The organism is Roseivirga sp. 4D4 (assembly GCF_001747095.1).
In the GTDB taxonomy this organism is placed as follows: Bacteria; Bacteroidota; Bacteroidia; order Cytophagales; family Cyclobacteriaceae; genus Roseivirga.
Map to the genome: position 1 here is coordinate 2,181,770 of NZ_MDGP01000001.1, position 16,310 is coordinate 2,198,079.

The 16,310-nt window shown below is 40.4% G+C and carries 13 protein-coding genes and 1 other RNA gene; 6 read left to right on the plus strand and 8 right to left on the minus strand.

All coding sequences use genetic code 11. The features are described 5' to 3' along the window. Positions 1-2 precede the first annotated feature (2 nt). From smpB to tsaD, 3 genes are read right to left on the minus strand one after another with little or no spacing between them, the layout of a single operon-like run. The gene (gene smpB, locus BFP97_RS09510; protein ID WP_069842191.1) at positions 3-470 is read right to left on the minus strand and encodes an SsrA-binding protein SmpB; all 468 of its coding nucleotides are present in this window, start codon (positions 468-470) and stop codon (positions 3-5) included. Next, positions 471-866 carry a thioesterase family protein gene (locus BFP97_RS09515; protein WP_069842192.1) on the minus strand — a complete coding sequence of 132 codons (396 nt, stop codon included), beginning with the start codon at positions 864-866 and terminating at the stop codon, positions 471-473. Next, complete coding sequence (gene tsaD / locus BFP97_RS09520) at positions 867-1,880, minus strand: tRNA (adenosine(37)-N6)-threonylcarbamoyltransferase complex transferase subunit TsaD (RefSeq protein WP_069842193.1); 1,014 nt, start codon at positions 1,878-1,880, stop codon at positions 867-869. Here tsaD and BFP97_RS09525 point away from each other — a divergent pair. From BFP97_RS09525 to BFP97_RS09535, 3 genes are read left to right on the plus strand one after another with little or no spacing between them, the layout of a single operon-like run. Beyond that, the gene (locus BFP97_RS09525; RefSeq protein ID WP_069842194.1) at positions 1,880-6,442 is read left to right on the plus strand and encodes a translocation/assembly module TamB domain-containing protein; all 4,563 of its coding nucleotides are present in this window, start codon (positions 1,880-1,882) and stop codon (positions 6,440-6,442) included. The two genes, tsaD and BFP97_RS09525, sit on opposite strands and share 1 nt — an antisense overlap. A 25-nt stretch (positions 6,443-6,467) precedes the next feature. Next, a complete protein-coding gene (locus BFP97_RS09530) occupies positions 6,468-7,763 on the plus strand; it encodes a cryptochrome/photolyase family protein (protein WP_069842195.1) in 1,296 nt (431 codons plus the stop codon). A gap of 50 nt (positions 7,764-7,813) precedes the next feature. Next, a complete protein-coding gene (locus BFP97_RS09535; protein WP_170827443.1) occupies positions 7,814-8,656 on the plus strand; it encodes a DUF2279 domain-containing protein in 843 nt (280 codons plus the stop codon). Positions 8,657-8,734: 78 nt separating this feature from the next. On the opposite strand, the gene BFP97_RS09540 is transcribed toward BFP97_RS09535, so the two are convergent. Then, positions 8,735-9,271, minus strand: coding sequence for a hypothetical protein (locus BFP97_RS09540; protein WP_139135251.1), 537 nt, complete (start codon positions 9,269-9,271; stop codon positions 8,735-8,737). A gap of 127 nt (positions 9,272-9,398) precedes the next feature. Then, complete coding sequence (locus BFP97_RS09545) at positions 9,399-9,935, minus strand: hypothetical protein (RefSeq protein WP_139135252.1); 537 nt, start codon at positions 9,933-9,935, stop codon at positions 9,399-9,401. 144 nt (positions 9,936-10,079) lie between these two features. On the opposite strand from BFP97_RS09545, the gene rnpB reads away from it, so the two are divergent. Beyond that, positions 10,080-10,397: RNase P RNA component class A (rnpB, locus tag BFP97_RS09550), an RNA gene on the plus strand. 64 nt (positions 10,398-10,461) lie between these two features. Then, positions 10,462-11,616: a sigma-54-dependent transcriptional regulator gene (locus BFP97_RS09555; protein ID WP_069842199.1), complete on the plus strand. Its 1,155-nt coding sequence runs from the start codon at positions 10,462-10,464 to the stop codon at positions 11,614-11,616. A gap of 1 nt (position 11,617) precedes the next feature. Here BFP97_RS09555 and BFP97_RS20725 read toward each other — a convergent pair whose 3' ends face one another. Both BFP97_RS20725 and BFP97_RS09560 read right to left on the minus strand, forming a co-directional pair. After that, a complete protein-coding gene (locus tag BFP97_RS20725; RefSeq protein WP_170827444.1) occupies positions 11,618-11,758 on the minus strand; it encodes a hypothetical protein in 141 nt (46 codons plus the stop codon). A gap of 96 nt (positions 11,759-11,854) precedes the next feature. Beyond that, entirely contained in the window at positions 11,855-12,844 is a 990-nt protein-coding gene (locus tag BFP97_RS09560; protein ID WP_069842200.1) for an acyl transferase, read from the minus strand. 68 nt (positions 12,845-12,912) lie between these two features. Between BFP97_RS09560 and BFP97_RS09565 the strand changes: the two genes are divergently transcribed. Then, positions 12,913-13,683, plus strand: coding sequence for a hypothetical protein (locus BFP97_RS09565; RefSeq protein ID WP_069842201.1), 771 nt, complete (start codon positions 12,913-12,915; stop codon positions 13,681-13,683). Here the strand turns inward: BFP97_RS09565 and BFP97_RS09570 are convergent, their stop codons facing one another. Next, on the minus strand, positions 13,684-16,089 hold the full coding sequence (locus tag BFP97_RS09570) for a thiamine pyrophosphate-dependent enzyme (protein ID WP_069842202.1): 2,406 nt from the start codon (positions 16,087-16,089) through the stop codon (positions 13,684-13,686). Positions 16,090-16,310: the final 221 nt, after the last annotated feature.

Sequence of the window (16,310 nt, forward strand, 5' to 3'; positions counted from 1 at the left end):
GACTAATAATTGATTCTTTCTAAATCTCTTTTTAAGTCCTTCTCTTTGATGGAATCTCGTTTATCGTGGAGTTTCTTTCCTCTACCCAATATAATTTCAAGCTTCGCGAATCCACGATCGGTAATGAAAAGCCTAGTTGGGATGATCGATAAACCCTTTTCTTTAGACTTTTCTCTAAGCTTACTCAGCTCTCTCTTATTTAATAAGAGTTTCCTTTCACGATCACTCTCATGATTGTAATGAGTTCCCTGAGCATAAGGCGCTATATGCAATTGCTTTACAAAGAGCTCCTCTCCTTGAAAGTAGCAAAATGCATCTTGCAAGTTTACCAAGCTTTCACGAATCGATTTAATCTCAGTACCCATTAACTGCATTCCTGCAACATATTTATCCAGAAACTCAAACTCGTAACTGGCCTTTCTATTCTTAATATTTACAGTCTTTGCAAACCGCTGCTTATCCTTTGCCATCTATCTTTCTAAACTAGTGAAAATTTGAGTGATCTTGTCCTTGGACATAATTTTCTGACCAGTCTTGCCAGTAGCCACTAACCTCTCTCCAACCTTGACCTCTATCCCACAGATCAATTCATTCTTTGCAAAGGACATCACCCGAGCCTCTAAATTCAATTCTTCGCCTACAAAGGCTGGCGACTTATGTTCGATTTGAAGCATGGTGCCAACGCCTTCCTCATCAGCTTCACACATGTCCAATAAAAAAAGTCTACTAGACCATTCCATTTCACGAGCCAATATGAAGGTACTGCATACGGGATGAACGGGACCACTTTCAAAAGTGGCCAAATGATCTTTCGTCACCTTGAAGTGATGAGTTCTCACATCCCCAATCTGAAAAGTACCTTTCATTTAAAATTTCATTCTAGGCAAAGCACTTACGCTTTGATCCACAAACTCCTCTTTCAAATATTTGAAATGAGCAGCCATGGCAATCATTCCCGCATTATCGGTGCAATATTCAAAAGAAGGTATATAAACCTTCCAGTCTTCTTTTTCCGCAAGGTTATGCAATGCGCTTCTTAAACCACTATTGGCAGAAACACCACCTGCTATAGCAATTTCTTTGATCCTATACTGCCTCGAAGCCTTTCTCAGCTTCTGCATTAGCATTTGAACCAATGTATGTTGAACGCTAGCGCAAATGTCATTTACATTCTCCTGAATGAAGTTCTCATTCTGTTTAAGCTGATCTCTCAAGAAGTATAATACAGCTGTCTTAATACCACTGAATGAATAGCTTAACCCTGGCATCTCAGTTTCTGGAAATTTGAATTTAAGGGGATCACCTGCTTGAGCTAACTTATCTACAATTGGCCCTCCAGGATATCCAAGCCCCAGCATCTTAGCTGTTTTATCAAAAGCCTCTCCTACTGCATCATCTTGTGTCTCTCCGATTACACTCATTTTCAGGTAATCTTCAACCAAAACAATTTGAGTATGACCTCCGCTCACAGTAAGGCAAAGGAATGGAAAACTAGGCTTAGGATCATCAATGAAATGCGCCAGTATATGCGCCTGCATATGATTGACTTCAATCAATGGAATGTCAAGTGCCAATGCCATAGATTTAGCGAGAGAAGTACCCACTAATAAAGCACCCATTAAGCCTGGACCGCGAGTGAAAGCAATAGCAGATAAATCTTCTTTAGGTATGGCAGCATTTTTGAGTGCTTCATCTATGACAGGAACGATGTTCTGTTGGTGTGCGCGGCTTGCCAATTCAGGTACTACACCCCCATAATTTTCGTGTACCGATTGCGTTGCGATTATATTATTAAGTACTTTGCCATTGACTGCGATAGCCGCAGATGTTTCATCACAAGAGGATTCTATGGCTAAGATTTTGATTTCGGAGGAAGGCATTGAAAGAGAAAATTAAAAGATCGCAAGTTATTAAAAAACGAATTGTTAAATCAATTCTTTGGCTTGTCCTTACTCCCTTCATCCTACTGGCGCTGGTAGCGCTACTGATACACCTACCGCCAGTCCAGAATTACATCAGCAATCGCATTACTACATATCTCACGGAGGGTACTGGTTATAAAACGGAAATTGATTACATCAATATCAAGTGGTTTAATGCTGTTTCTATAGACGGCACAAAAATTTACGACCTCAATGATGTCAAAATGATTGGCATCGATGAGATGGTTTTGACCTTCAAGCTAGGAGACCTCATAGGCAAGCAAAACTTCGAAACAGGTCAGGCATGGGTGAAGGGTGCAGAGGTGAACCTAAGAGATGAAACGCGCCTAAGACTCAATATCGATGATTGGGTAATTAAACTTGGTGAATTATTTGCCTCACAACCTGCCGATGGGCCTGTAGAGCCAGCAGCTTTTACCATTGACGAAATTACCTTAATAGAATCCACCTTCAGTATATCAGATAAAAATCGGGATAGCGTCAAAACAGGGTTTGATTACAATCACTTCAAACTAGTTGATTTAAATGCCGACTTGCTCAACTTAAAGGCTGTGGCAGACACTTTCCAAATTGACGTCAAATACTTAACAGCCAGAGATAGTGCTTCTGGTTTTAAGATTGATGAGCTAAAAACGTTTTTCAGAAACTCCTGGCGCGAAATGGCATTCTATGATTTGGACCTCCAAATGGGTAAATCAAGAATTACGGATGAGGTAGTCTTCGGAATGAACCGACCGAGTGATATGGGCTACTTTGTGGACAGTATAGACGTCCGAGCTAACTTCAATGGTGCAAGGTTACACACTGATGAATTGAGCTTCTTTGTACCAGAATTCAAGAAGCATAATGAACTGGTCAAAATCGATGGATTCTTCGAAGGAAATGTCAGCGACTTCTTTTCAGATGATTTTCAACTTGAATTCGGAGAAAACACCATTCTCAGAGGAGCAATGGAGTTGGAAGGTTTACCCAACATTGAAACTACCGACTTTTCCGTAACGCTTGATAACTCTACCATAGATGCTGATGACTTTCAGGAATACATTGGAGAAAGGACCTATAATATTACCAATAAGCTTGGGCTGGTTAACCTAAGCGGAAGTTTCATTGGCTTCATAAATGACTTTGTAGCGGATGGCCAGTTTGACACTGAAATCGGTTCATTCAATTCTAATACAAACATAAAAGCAACTGATGGAGGACTACCCAAATACGATGGGAGATTAAGTATGCAGGGCTTCGATCTTGGGCTATTTACTGGAGATAGTGTTTTTCAGAAAGTAGATATGGATGGCAGAATCGAAGGAAGCGGTTTCACGCTTGAAGAGGCTGATTTTAAACTAAATGCTGAAATTCCTAGAGTTGGCATTAATGGCTATGATTATACCAACATTGAGACGGAGGGTAGATTTGCCCAGTCATTCTTTAATGGGGATGTCACAGTTGAAGATCCTAACATTAAACTTAGTGCAAAAGGGTCAGTTGATTTGAGAGAAAAAAAGCAAATCTTCAAAATCGAAGGGAAACTTGATACTGCCCAACTCAACACACTGAATATAATTAATGAAGATGTTGCCTTGGCTAGCCGTTTCAATATTGATGTGACGGGCATTCAGTTAGACAGTATTTTGGGAGATATAAGTTTAAAAGACACCTACTTAGCCTATGAAGAAAGCTCCATAGTGTTTGATTCTCTACAATTCGTCTCGCAACGTGACAATGATGGAAGGCGAGTACAATTCATATCTGAAAATCAGTTTGACATTCAACTTGATGGACAGTTTGAGTTCACCAACCTACTAGATGAGCTGGAAACGATCAATGAAGAGTATCGGCTTATTTTTTCCAGTCGACTTCAGGAGGTGGATGCTTTTCTAGCAGAAAATAGAACAAGTGCCATACCGTTCAATATTGGTTACAGAATGGACTTGAAGAATATAAGTCCGATTCTTCAACTCTTTGATACATCGCTATACATATCTCAACAGGCCAAAATTCAAGGTAGGTTTACCAATGAGCGGAATACTAACTTAAACCTATCTGCCAATGCAGACACCATTAAATGGGCGAATATCTGGTTCTACAATAACACAATTGCCGTTAACTCTGAGGACCTGCGAGATGCATCAAAGGTATTTACCATTGGTTATCTGAATTCAGAAAAGCAGCGATACGCGAATACTTCTGAAACTGACTCTCTCCAATTGACTGCGAAATGGGATGGGCTTAATATTGATGTTGAACAGAAAGTAAAACAGATCAGTAGTGGCAACTTTGCCGAACTGGGTGCTGATATTGATTTTTATCCCGATAGTACGGTCTTACGTTTTAAGGAGTCGACACTCCAGGCATTGAATGAAGAATGGAAAATAAATGATGAAAATCGGGTCATTTTCGGTGAGAGAAGAATAGACATCAAGGGTTTAAACATATACAATACCGACCAATCAATCAGTTTTGATGGTGCAGTAGCTGTGACCAAAGACAGCACTAAGACCCTTGGAATTGTGTTCAAAGATGTTTCTGTAGCCAATATTAACCCACTAACCTCAAAAACATATACAGGGAAACTAAAGGGAAAACTCTCCGCTCAAAACATATATTTCAACCCCCTGCTCTTTGGGGATGTTCAGTTAGATGGGCTCAGAATTAATAATTTTCTCGTAGGTGATTTAGCTGGTAGACTCGAATGGAATGATCTACAAAAGAAGTTTGACTTAGACTTCAAAGTCGAGCGGCTTAATAAAGAAATTATCACTTTAAATGGCGACTTTCTCCCTTCGAACAAAACGGATCAGTTAAACCTCAACCTTCAATTGAATGATGCAAACCTTCGAATCGCGGAACCCTTTATTGAAGAGTACTTCACCGAGCTTGACGGCTTTCTAAACGGTCAATATAAGGTATCAGGAACAACAAGAAACCCCGTCATTAATGGCACTGGAAACCTGAAAGACGCTCAAATGAAAATCAATTACCTCAACACCAAGTATGACTTTAATGGAGGTGTATCATTCAAAAAGGATCTTATTGAGTTAACTGATATAGGTTTTGTAGATGCCATAGGCAGTCAGGCAGATTTCAATGGTACCATTGCTCACGATTCCTTTAGCAACTTTAAGCTCAACCTTTCAGGAGACCTTGATGAATTTCAGGTATTGAATACTGATGAAAGTTTAAGCGACCTGTATTATGGAACTGCCTATGCTACGGGCACTGTTGACCTGATTGGTGAGGCCTCCAACTTAACGATAGCCGCCAATGTGCAGACCTCAGGAGAGACTCGGCTCTTTGTACCGATAAGCGAGGGAACTGATGCAACTGATAATCCAGAGTATATCACTTTTATTGATCGTACAGATACGACCACTGTTGAAGACAATATTGAAGAAACATCAGATGAGGTAAATAAAATTAAGATTGAAGGACTAAATCTAGACCTAGACATCGGTGTAACTCCGGATGCCTATGTGGAGATCATTATAGACCCTAAATCAGGAGACATTATACGTGGTCGTGGCAATGGCCAATTGAGGCTTCAAATCGATCCACAAGGAGACTTTGCCATGACGGGAGGCTTGAATATTGTGGAAGGAGGCTATAATTTCTCACTCTATAACATTATAACCAAGGAGTTTGATATTGAGCAACCCAGTACCATTACCTGGTACGGTGATCCATATACCGGAGTCTTAGATTTGAATGCCTCATTTTCGCAAAACACTTCATTACAACCCGTTCTTGAGCAGACAGGGTTTGCCGACCCGACCAGTGAAAGTGGCTCCAGCGGTGTAAATAGAAGGTTTCCTACCAAAGTACTTCTCTCTTTAGAGGGCCCTATGCTATCACCGACTATAGCTTTTGATATTGATTTTAGTCAAATACAAGGGCAAGAAAACCAAGTGGCCATTGACGCTTTCAAAAACAGACTGCTTAGTGACGAACAAGAATTAAATCGACAAGTTCTCAGCTTAATTGTACTCAACAGATTCTCGGATCAAGGAGGTATTACCATTGGTGGTCGTACGACCACTCAAAATGTGAGTCAGTTCTTATCCAATCAGTTCAGTCAATTGATTGCTCAACTGGACGAAAACCTCGAAGTTGACTTAGACTTAGCGGACCTAGATCAGGATGCCTTCAATACCTTCAGGCTTAGGCTTTCATATACCTTCTTGGACGGTCGCCTGAGAATTACTCGTGAAGGGGGACTTACAAATCTAGTGGATGTTAATAGCATTGCCGGTGATTGGACTGCTGAGTATCTGTTGACGGATGATGGCAGATATAAGGTGAAAGTTTATTCCAGAAACAATTACGATATAACCCGTCTTGCCAACACACAAAATGCCACCACAAACACCACAGGAGCCAGTATCACACAAACTACGAGTTTCAACAGTTTTCGGGAATTCTTCTCTGGTGTGAATAAAAAAAGGAAGAAGCGGAAGGAGACACCAAAAAAAGAAACTTCTGAGGAAGAAAGTGGAAACTTCTAAAGGGCATCTTAGTTATTAAAACAGCATGTCAAAAATCAACATCTTCTGGTTTAGAAGAGACCTTCGCTTTTACGATAACACAGCACTCAGTTACGCTCTTAAAGAAAACTCACCTGTACTTCCAATATTTATCTTTGATAAAAACATTCTGGACAGATTGGAGGAAAAAAACGATGCTCGAGTCAGTTTCATTCATGATCAGATCAGTCAAATGAACGATCAACTCGTTGCAGTAGGTTCCGGTATTAAAACCTTTTATTCCACACCTCGTGAGGTTTTCGAAAGAATTTCGAAAGAATTTGAAATTGAATCCGTTTTCACCAATCGAGATTACGAACCTTACGCCATCAAAAGGGATAATGAGGTAGAAGCCCTCTTGAGCTCGAGAGGAATAGGTTTCTACCCCTTCAAAGATCATGTGATTTTCGAAAAGGAAGAGATCACCTCAGGTAACGGCACTTTCTATAAAGTCTTTACCCCCTATAGTCGAGTTTGGAGAGACAAATTTCAAAGCAACCCTCCCATTCTCCAAGGTGATGCATTAACTCAAAAAAACTGGTCACAAACCGATGAGCAGGTGATTTCATTAAAAGAAATGGGTTTTGAAAAATCATCCATTGAAATCCCAACCAAAGACCTTGACAAAGAGGTTATAAAAAAATACAGTGACCAGCGTGACTACCCTGCCCTAGATGCTACTTCCAGATTAGGTGTTCACCTAAGGTTCGGTACGATCAGCATTAGAAAACTTGCACTTGAAACCGGAAAACTCAATAGCACTTTTCTTAATGAATTAATCTGGAGAGATTTCTACGCAATGATTTTGGCAAACAATCCTCATGTAACAGAAAAAGCCTTTAAGCCACAATATGACGAAATACCCTGGCGACAAGATGAGGAGGGATTTCAGAAATGGTGTGATGGAATGACCGGCTACCCCATTGTAGATGCAGGAATGCGACAACTCAATGAAACGGGATATATGCACAACCGTGTCCGCATGATAGTCGCCAGTTTTCTGACAAAACACTTACTTATTGACTGGCGCTGGGGTGAAGCTTACTTTGCTAAAAAGCTTTTGGATTTTGACTTAGCTTCGAATAATGGTGGCTGGCAATGGGCAGCAGGTACAGGCACAGATGCCCAACCCTATTTTAGAGTTTTTAATCCTGCCTCTCAAACTGAGAAATTCGATAGAGAGTTAAAATACATCAAAAAATGGATTCCTGAATACGGAACTGATTCCTATCCCGATCCAATAGTGGATCATAAATTCGCAAGGCTGAGGGCAATAGACACCTATAAAAAGGCATTAGCTTAGTAGATTAATTATCTTGCAACATGCGTTCCATGCTTTTGTGCCTAACTTTTTTGTTAGCTCAGGCTCTTTCATCTTTTGGTCAGGACACATTGCCAGACAACCGGCTTAAGAACATAGTGCTTTATGGAGGAATCGGATATGCGACCTCTATGGTAGTGTTAAGTCAGGCTTGGTATAAAGAACAAGGCTTTGATAGGTTCAAATTCTTTAATGACAATGCTGAGTGGAAGCAAGTCGACAAATTCGGACATACTTTTACCACATATAACTTCTCAAGAGTCAACTACCAACTCCTAAGAAAGACTCAGTTGTCTGATCATAAGGCGATTGTTTGGAGCAGTGCATTAAGCACCTTACTCCTTTTACCGGTAGAAATCCTGGACGGATTCTCACCAGACTTTGGATTTTCCTATGGAGATATGATTGCCAATGCTGCTGGTTCAGGACTTTTCTACCTACAACAAAAAGCCTGGAGTGAACAGCGCATTAAGATTAAATGGAGTTTCCACGAGACCAGCCTTGCGGGTCAAAGGCCCGAAATTCTGGGCAGTGGTCTTTTAGAAGAGTTGCTGAAAGACTACAACGGTCAAACCTATTGGTTATCCTTTGATGTTCATGCTTTTGCAAAAGAAAGTCGTTTCCCTAAATGGCTCAATTTAGCACTTGGCTATGGCGCACAGAATATGGTCTTTGCCAGAGACAATCAAAACGCTGTTGCGGGTTTCGAGAACTTTAGGCAATATTACCTCGGTATAGACTTTGACCTATCCTATATCAAAACCGATAAGAAATGGCTCAGAATCTTACTCTTTATGGCCGACATGATCCGTTTGCCAGCCCCTACCTTGGAGATCAACAAGGACGGTATCAGAGGACGTTTACTGTACTACTGACTAGTACACTTGAGGTCAAATAATTAAAATTGTCTGATTATGCTGAATCAATTAGTCTTGCCCTCATTGAAGTGTTATTTAAATCTGCGTCTTATACGCATGAAGTTGTTCTTCTAGGAATTTGGCCATGATTATGCGTGTATCAATTGGTAACTCCCTACCCTGTTTAATAACTTTATTCAGACCTTGTAGCGCCTTCTCAAAAACCATTGATTGAGACAAGTCATCTTCAATAGTAAAGGGGATCAGGTATGGACTCATGCACCTTACAAAAACCTCTAATTCATCATCAGATGTACTACCCGGTTTAGAAAATAGATTTAATCCATAGCCCCTTACAATTGATCTACTTTGTCGAATGACCTGAATTGGCGACACGTCTTGATCAAATGACATCAGGCAGTAACCACTACTTACGAGAATATCATATATCTCTTCTTCTGTTTCTATCATTTCAACCGGATATGGTAGATAAATTCTCGCTCCAGAGTTCAAGAACTCATAGGCTAACTTCCTCATCAGTTCGACATAAATGCTGTTCGGGTTGGGAATAAATGGGGATTTGGGTTCTCGATTAATGAACCCCATGCTAATGGCAAAAAGCTTCTTCATCATTAGAAATATTAGGATGAATAAATGATTGAACTTTGCCAGCCACTGAAATGTATAAAAAATTAGAACATCAGCCAATTTCTAATACCGAATACTCATTTGGTACAAATGAGGCTGAAGGGATATGATCTCAGTTCATCTGGAAGTCCTCATTAGTCAAAAGCTCCACGATCGATGGCTTAGTAGCCATTGGAATACCCCTACCTTTACTAATTGTCTCTTTCAGTTCTTCTAAAACTACTTCTGCCACCTTCTCTCTGGGAAAGTCTTTCTCAACAGTTTTTTCAATGCAATAAGGCTTAAAACACATTCTGAAATTAGCGATGGCAATGTTACGTTCTGCTTTTTCTCTAAAGGCCTTCGAACCTCTTACCAATTTACGTGCAAAGTCTTCGACAACTAACTCTGCTGTTTTTATAATGTCAGAAAAGTATTCTTCCTTCTCAAAGCTAAAAATCAAGTACCCCTCAATTGCCATCTCATTGATAAAGTTACTCACCTGATTTAGCCTTTCGTTGGGTAAAATACAATCTGCTCCAACTTTGTTGAATTCCTTAATTAAGTCCTTCATTATATAGACAAAGTAGTTACTCTCTGAAACCGGATTTTTGATTTCACTTACCTGATTGATTAATCCCATACTTAAACCGTAGTATTGTTTTTCCATAGCGATTATGTCTTTTTAACCTTAGTACCACGGCTCTTAAAATAGTCATCAAGAAAATTCAATTTTCTTTAAATCAGAGATAGTGCACCATGAACTTTTCAAGGACAACTTCAGCCTTGGTTCAAACAATAACCATACCTTTGTATCACAAGCCAACTTATCGCCCTGACTTGTCGGGGAGGAAAGTCCGGGCACCAAAGGGAAGCATAGCGGCTAACAGCCGTCTCCCCGACTTGTCGGGGAAGGACAAGTGCAACAGAAAGAATGTACAGGTAATGCTGTAGTGAAATCAGGTAAACTCTATGCGGTGAAATGCCATGTAAGCTTGCGTTTGAGAGTTCCCGCTCGATGTAAGTGGGTAGGCAGATTGATCTCTTGAGTAATTAAGAGACTAGATAAATGATAAGAACTTCTCGATTAGTCGAGATATGACAGAACCCGGCTTATCGGCTTGTTTTTAAAAAGGTCGTGGCAAACTATTTGTTTAGAATGTCACGACCTTTTATTATTGATTAAAATATTGAACATGGCAAAGATTCTGATCATCGATGATGAACAAAGTATAAGAAGCACGCTTCGAGAAATTCTGGAATATGAAAAATATACGATTGACGAAGCAAAGGATGGTCAAGAAGGCTTAGACAAGCTAATCGCCAACAAGTATGACATTGCTCTATGCGATGTTAAAATGCCAAAAATGGATGGCATAGAGTTATTAGAACGGGTACAGATGGCAGGGTTAGACACTCAGTTCATCATGATCTCTGCGCATGGCACCATTGAAACCGCGGTAGATGCTACAAAAATGGGTGCCTTTGATTTCGTACCCAAGCCACCAGACCTGAACCGATTATTGCTAACGGTTAAAAACGCTTTAGACAAGAGTTCGTTGGTGACCGAAACCAAAACCCTCAAGAAGAAGCTATCCAAGCGATATGAGATGATCGGTGAATCCGGTTCATTATCAGAGGTTAAAGAGATGATGGACAAAGTTGGCCCAACAGATGCTAGGGTACTCATTACTGGACCAAACGGAAGTGGTAAGGAGCTTGTGGCAAGGGGAATACACGAAAGAAGTAATCGAGCCAGCGCTCCATTTATAGAGGTTAACTGCGCGGCAATTCCAGCAGAATTGATAGAAAGCGAACTTTTCGGGCATGAGAAGGGTGCTTTTACCTCTGCCCACAAACAGCGCATTGGTAAATTTGAGCAGGCTAATGAAGGAACGCTATTTCTAGATGAGATAGGCGACATGAGCCTTTCTGCTCAGGCGAAAGTCCTTCGAGCCCTTCAAGAGCATAAAATCACACGCGTTGGTGGAGATAAGGATATCAACGTAAACGTACGCGTTCTCGCTGCAACCAATAAAGACTTAAAGAAAGAAATCGAGGAGACTAATTTTCGAGAAGATCTTTATCACAGATTGAGTGTCATTTTAGTTCAAGTCCCACCTCTGAAAGATAGAAAAGACGACATACCACTTCTGGTTGACAAATTTTTGGATGACATAGCCCATGAGTATGGAACCAAAAAGAAGGAAGTGACAGCTGACGGATTTAAGGCACTACAGGCCTATGACTGGTCTGGCAACATTCGAGAACTCAGGAATGTCACCGAAAGGTTGGTAATCATGTGCGGTGAAAGCATCGGTGCAGAAGACGTAGAAAAATATTTGGTCTAATTTAGAACTGACCCTCTTTTTTCTCTTTCTTTTCTTCCTTTTTATCAACCTTAGCATAGGCCGGACAGATTTTTTGTGCACAAGATGTTATGCCCAAAAAAGCCACAGCAATCGCTATAATGATGATTTTCTTCTTATTCATATGAGTAGTTATACAACAAAGTTAAAAATTAACCCTAAACAAAATAATCTTACCCCAGGTCAATCTATCTCCCAACGACTCGAAGTGAGTAATATTTTAAATTACCATTAGGTTACATCCGCGTAGTTCGGCATTGTCAATTCTGCCTTTTACCTCGAACGAACCATCCTGATAAACAACTCCCATATCCTTGGTTTCAATAAAAGAACATGTCTTGAAATTGGCCAAATCGACAATATTCAAACCACCATTTCTTCCAGCAAAAGGATAGGTCAGAGGATCATTCAAATCTCTGGCGATTACTTTCATAGTACGGCTAGGTCGAAAAATACCCTTCTTTTGGGAGTAAGCCTGAGAGAAAAGTTCAGTCATACCGTACTCCGAATGGATAGTCGAAACACCAAATGAGGTTTTTAAAACCTCATGTACATCTTCCCTAACCATTTCCTCTCTTCGGCCTTTCATCCCTCCTGTTTCCATTACAATCAGTTCAGGAAAATTGACTTCATAGGTTTCGCAAAAGTCCAGTAAGCCGAATGTAACACCGATCAATAGCACCTTTTCTCCGCTACCTTGCAACGAAGTCAAAGTATCTCTCAATGCTTTTATATCGTTCAGAAAAAATCCTGATTTCGGTTTCCCGCTTTTCGTGATGAAATGATTAACCATTGAAATCAGCCCAGAATTAGCACGTTCTAGATAAGAAGGCAACAGTGCTAATACGGTGAAATCCTCGACAGGACCATACATTTCTTCAAACCCTGATAAGCAACTTTGGAGATAAAATGCTTCATTAAAAACATGATGTTTGCTTGTCTGGCTCTGAGTGGTGCCACTACTCTCAAAAACTCTTTCTGTGTTCCATTCTCCAGTTTTTACGTTCTTCGTCTTGAAAAATTCAATGGGTAAAAAAGGAATGTCGTTGATGTTGTTTACATCATCCAATTTCCTACCTAACGCCTGAGCGTATGATTGATACACTGGATTATGCTGAAATTGGAGTCTAAAAACTTCTAACGCCAGCTCATCAAAAGTCAATGAGTTGACAGAAATAATTCTTTCAGATAAACTATTGATATCAGGCATTCGTTATTGACAATGAGCAAACACTTAGGGCAAATATTGCTATAATTGTACTCTTTTAAATGCTTTGCATGAGAATTACGCACTACTATTCAAAGGTTTTCCTATCTATTGCGACAATAAGCCTCGTTGCTTTCAGCTGCAATAGACCACCTGATTTACCAGATGCTCCATCGATAAGTTTTGACGATGTCACCTTTCAAGTCAGAAATGAGGGAGATCCCCTTTTTGAAGAAACCGTATTGAGTCTTTCTTTCAATGTTTCGGATGGCAATGGCGACCTAGGCCTGGATGGGAATGAAAACAATGCACCTTACAACTCTTACAGCCTTGTAACAGGAACCAACGGTTTTGTTGAATTTGGTGAAAGACCCACAGACCCTCCCTTTTCGTGCCTAGACTATGTGATTGAAGACAGAGAAAACTTGGACCTGAATAACGATGAGGATTTTCTTGATACCCTTTTAATCAACTTCAATGAAAATCAATTCAACATTGAGGTAGATTTTTTAGTAAAGAGAAATGGTGTTTTTGAAGAGCTAGAAATGAGAGCTCAACCAAGAGGAAGCGCCAATGAAACCACACTATGTGGAATTTCATTTGATGGAAGATTCCCTTGTCTTTCAAGTGAAGATAATCCTTGTGATTTCATTCGCGATAATGATCGCCCAATTGAGGGTGTGGTTACCTACGAGATGAATTCAGGCTTATTCTTGCCCATTTTCAGGACGGACACTCTTATGCTTCAATTCAAGATTCGTGACAGAGCTTTGAATGAAAGCAATGTCGCCAGTACTGAGGAATTCACTCTTCAGGGAATCACGATTCCTTCAACAAACTGACTAGTAGATTTCGGGGAATCTGGTTGGATCAACCTCACTCATTAGCTCATAGACCTTATCAAATACCGTCTCTGTATTTGGCTTAGAGAAGTAATCTCCATCTGAAGCATAAGCTGGTCTGTGTTCCTTAGCCGCTATAGTCACAGGCTGAGAATCGAGCTGCAAGTACCCTTTCTGCTCTTCCAGAACCTTCTGCATCATATAGGCCGAAGCTCCACCAGGTACATCCTCATCCGCGAAAACCACCCGATTTGTCTTCTTAAGTGATTCAATAATGGAATGATCTACATCAAATGGAAGTAAGGTCTGAACATCAATTACTTCGGTTGATATTCCTACTTCTTCTAGCTCCTGTGCGGCTTGCATCACCACTCTGCACATTGAACCATAAGTAACTATTGTTACATCATCACCTGATCTCAATATTTCTGGCTTACCTAAAGGAACGGTAAACTCACCAATGTTGTCAGGAATTCGTTCTTTTAATCGATAACCATTCAAGCATTCAATTATTAATGCCGGATCATCAGATTTGAGCATCGTATTATAAAATCCAGCCGCTTGTGTCATATCCCTTGGCACCAATACATTGATACCCCTAAGACTGTTCAAGATCATCCCTATTGGAGAACCTGAATGCCACACACCTTCCAGTCTGTGACCTCTAGTTCTGATAATCAGTGGCGCTTTCTGCCCTCCAACGGTTCTGTATTGAAGCGTTGCTAAATCATCCGAAAGGGTTTGAAGCGCATATAATAAATAATCCAAATACTGGATTTCAGTGATAGGTCTGAGTCCTCTTAAGGCTGCACCTATTCCCTGACCGATTATGGTCGTCTCTCTGATTCCGGTATCCGTGACTCTGAGCTTTCCGTATTTGTCTTGAAGCCCAGCAAATGCTTGGTTTACGTCACCAATCTTACCCACATCTTCACCAATAGCAAACACGCGTGGATCGCGACTCATAGCCGCATCAAAACATGCCTGAAGCACTTCTCGACCATCTACCAAAGGAGACGATTCAGAAAACTCAGCCTTAATTTCCTCAACATTGAGGGAAGCATGCTCCGATTCACTCATTACATGCGAACTGTAACGGGCGTGGTTTTCTTTATCGGCATTCTCTAACCAAGCGACTAATGAGGCCCTGGCTGAGGTTTCTTCATTTCGCGTTATTCTCAACACTTTTTTGACAACCTTAAAGGTATCAAGTCGAATTGAGTTCAGCGTACTTTTAAGTTCTGATACAATTTGAAGAATAGTGCCTCCATGAGCACTTTCATTACCTAAAGCTTCAAGGATTTCAACCGCTTTATCCTGATCTCTTTTGATATCAGCGATAAAACCATTCCAAGCATCCTGTCTAGCTTGCTTGGCAGTAGCCTTGGCCTCCTTTTCAATTGCATCGATTTCTTCCTCAGAACTTATGTCATTATCTAAAATCCACTTTCTGAATTGGACAATACAGTCATGCTCCTTCTCCCATTCAAGGCGCTCTTTCGGCTTATAACGCTCATGCGATCCTGATGTGGAGTGACCCTGGGGTTGAGTCATTTCTTGCACATGAATCAAAACTGGCACATGCTCTTCTCGAGCAATTTTAGTTCCTTTTTCAAAGGCTTCGATCAGCCCAAGATAATCCCAACCTTTAGCCTTAATGATCTCATAACCAGCTTTTGATTTGGTCCTTTGCATTCCGGCAAGAAAATCAGAAATACTTCCGCCCGTAGTGTGATATTCTTTTGGTACTGAAATCCCATAATCATCATCCCAGACAGACATAACCATTGGTACTTGTAGCACACCAGCCGCATTGATACTTTCAAAAAAGTGTCCTTCAGAGGTAGAAGCATTACCGATGGTTCCGAACGCCACCTCATTCCCCTTAATTGAGAAGTCAGAAAATCCGTGCAGTTCTTTGTTCTCTCTGTAGAGCTTAGAGGCATAGGCGAGGCCTACAAGTCTTGGCATTTGGCCTGCAGTGGGAGAAATATCAGCACTTGAGTTTTTCATCTCTGTCTGATTCTTCCAATTTCCTTTTTCGTCCAGAAGACGATTCGCAAAGTGGCCATTCATCAACCTTCCTCCAGAAGCTGGTTCTGCTTCTATAGAAGTATGGGCATATAACTGAGCAAAGTATTGTTGAATTGTAAGACCCTCGATGGCAAACATGAAGGTCTGATCACGGTAGTAACCAGATCTGAAATCACCATTTTGAAAAACCTTGGCCATGGCGATCTGAGCCAATTCTTTACCATCACCGAAGATGCCGAATTTAGCCTTGCCCATGAAAACTTCCTTTCGGCCAATCAAACTCGCTTCTCTGCTTTCAAAAACAAGTCTATAGTCTCTCAAGACGTCTTCTACACTAACCTTTCTCTTGTTAATACTTTTCGTTGCTCCCACAGGCCTCACAGTTTAAAATGAACGGTTGTTTCCCAATGAAATGGAATACAAAAGTAATCAATTATTAAGACAAAGCAAATTTGGTTTAAGTCATGAAAATTTGCCATTCATAAAATATTATTTTGTCAAAGATTACTGAACGATTTCCTATTTCATTTTATTCGAAATAACAAAATATTATTCTTTTCAATTTTGATCAAAAAGAACATAATTTCGAGATT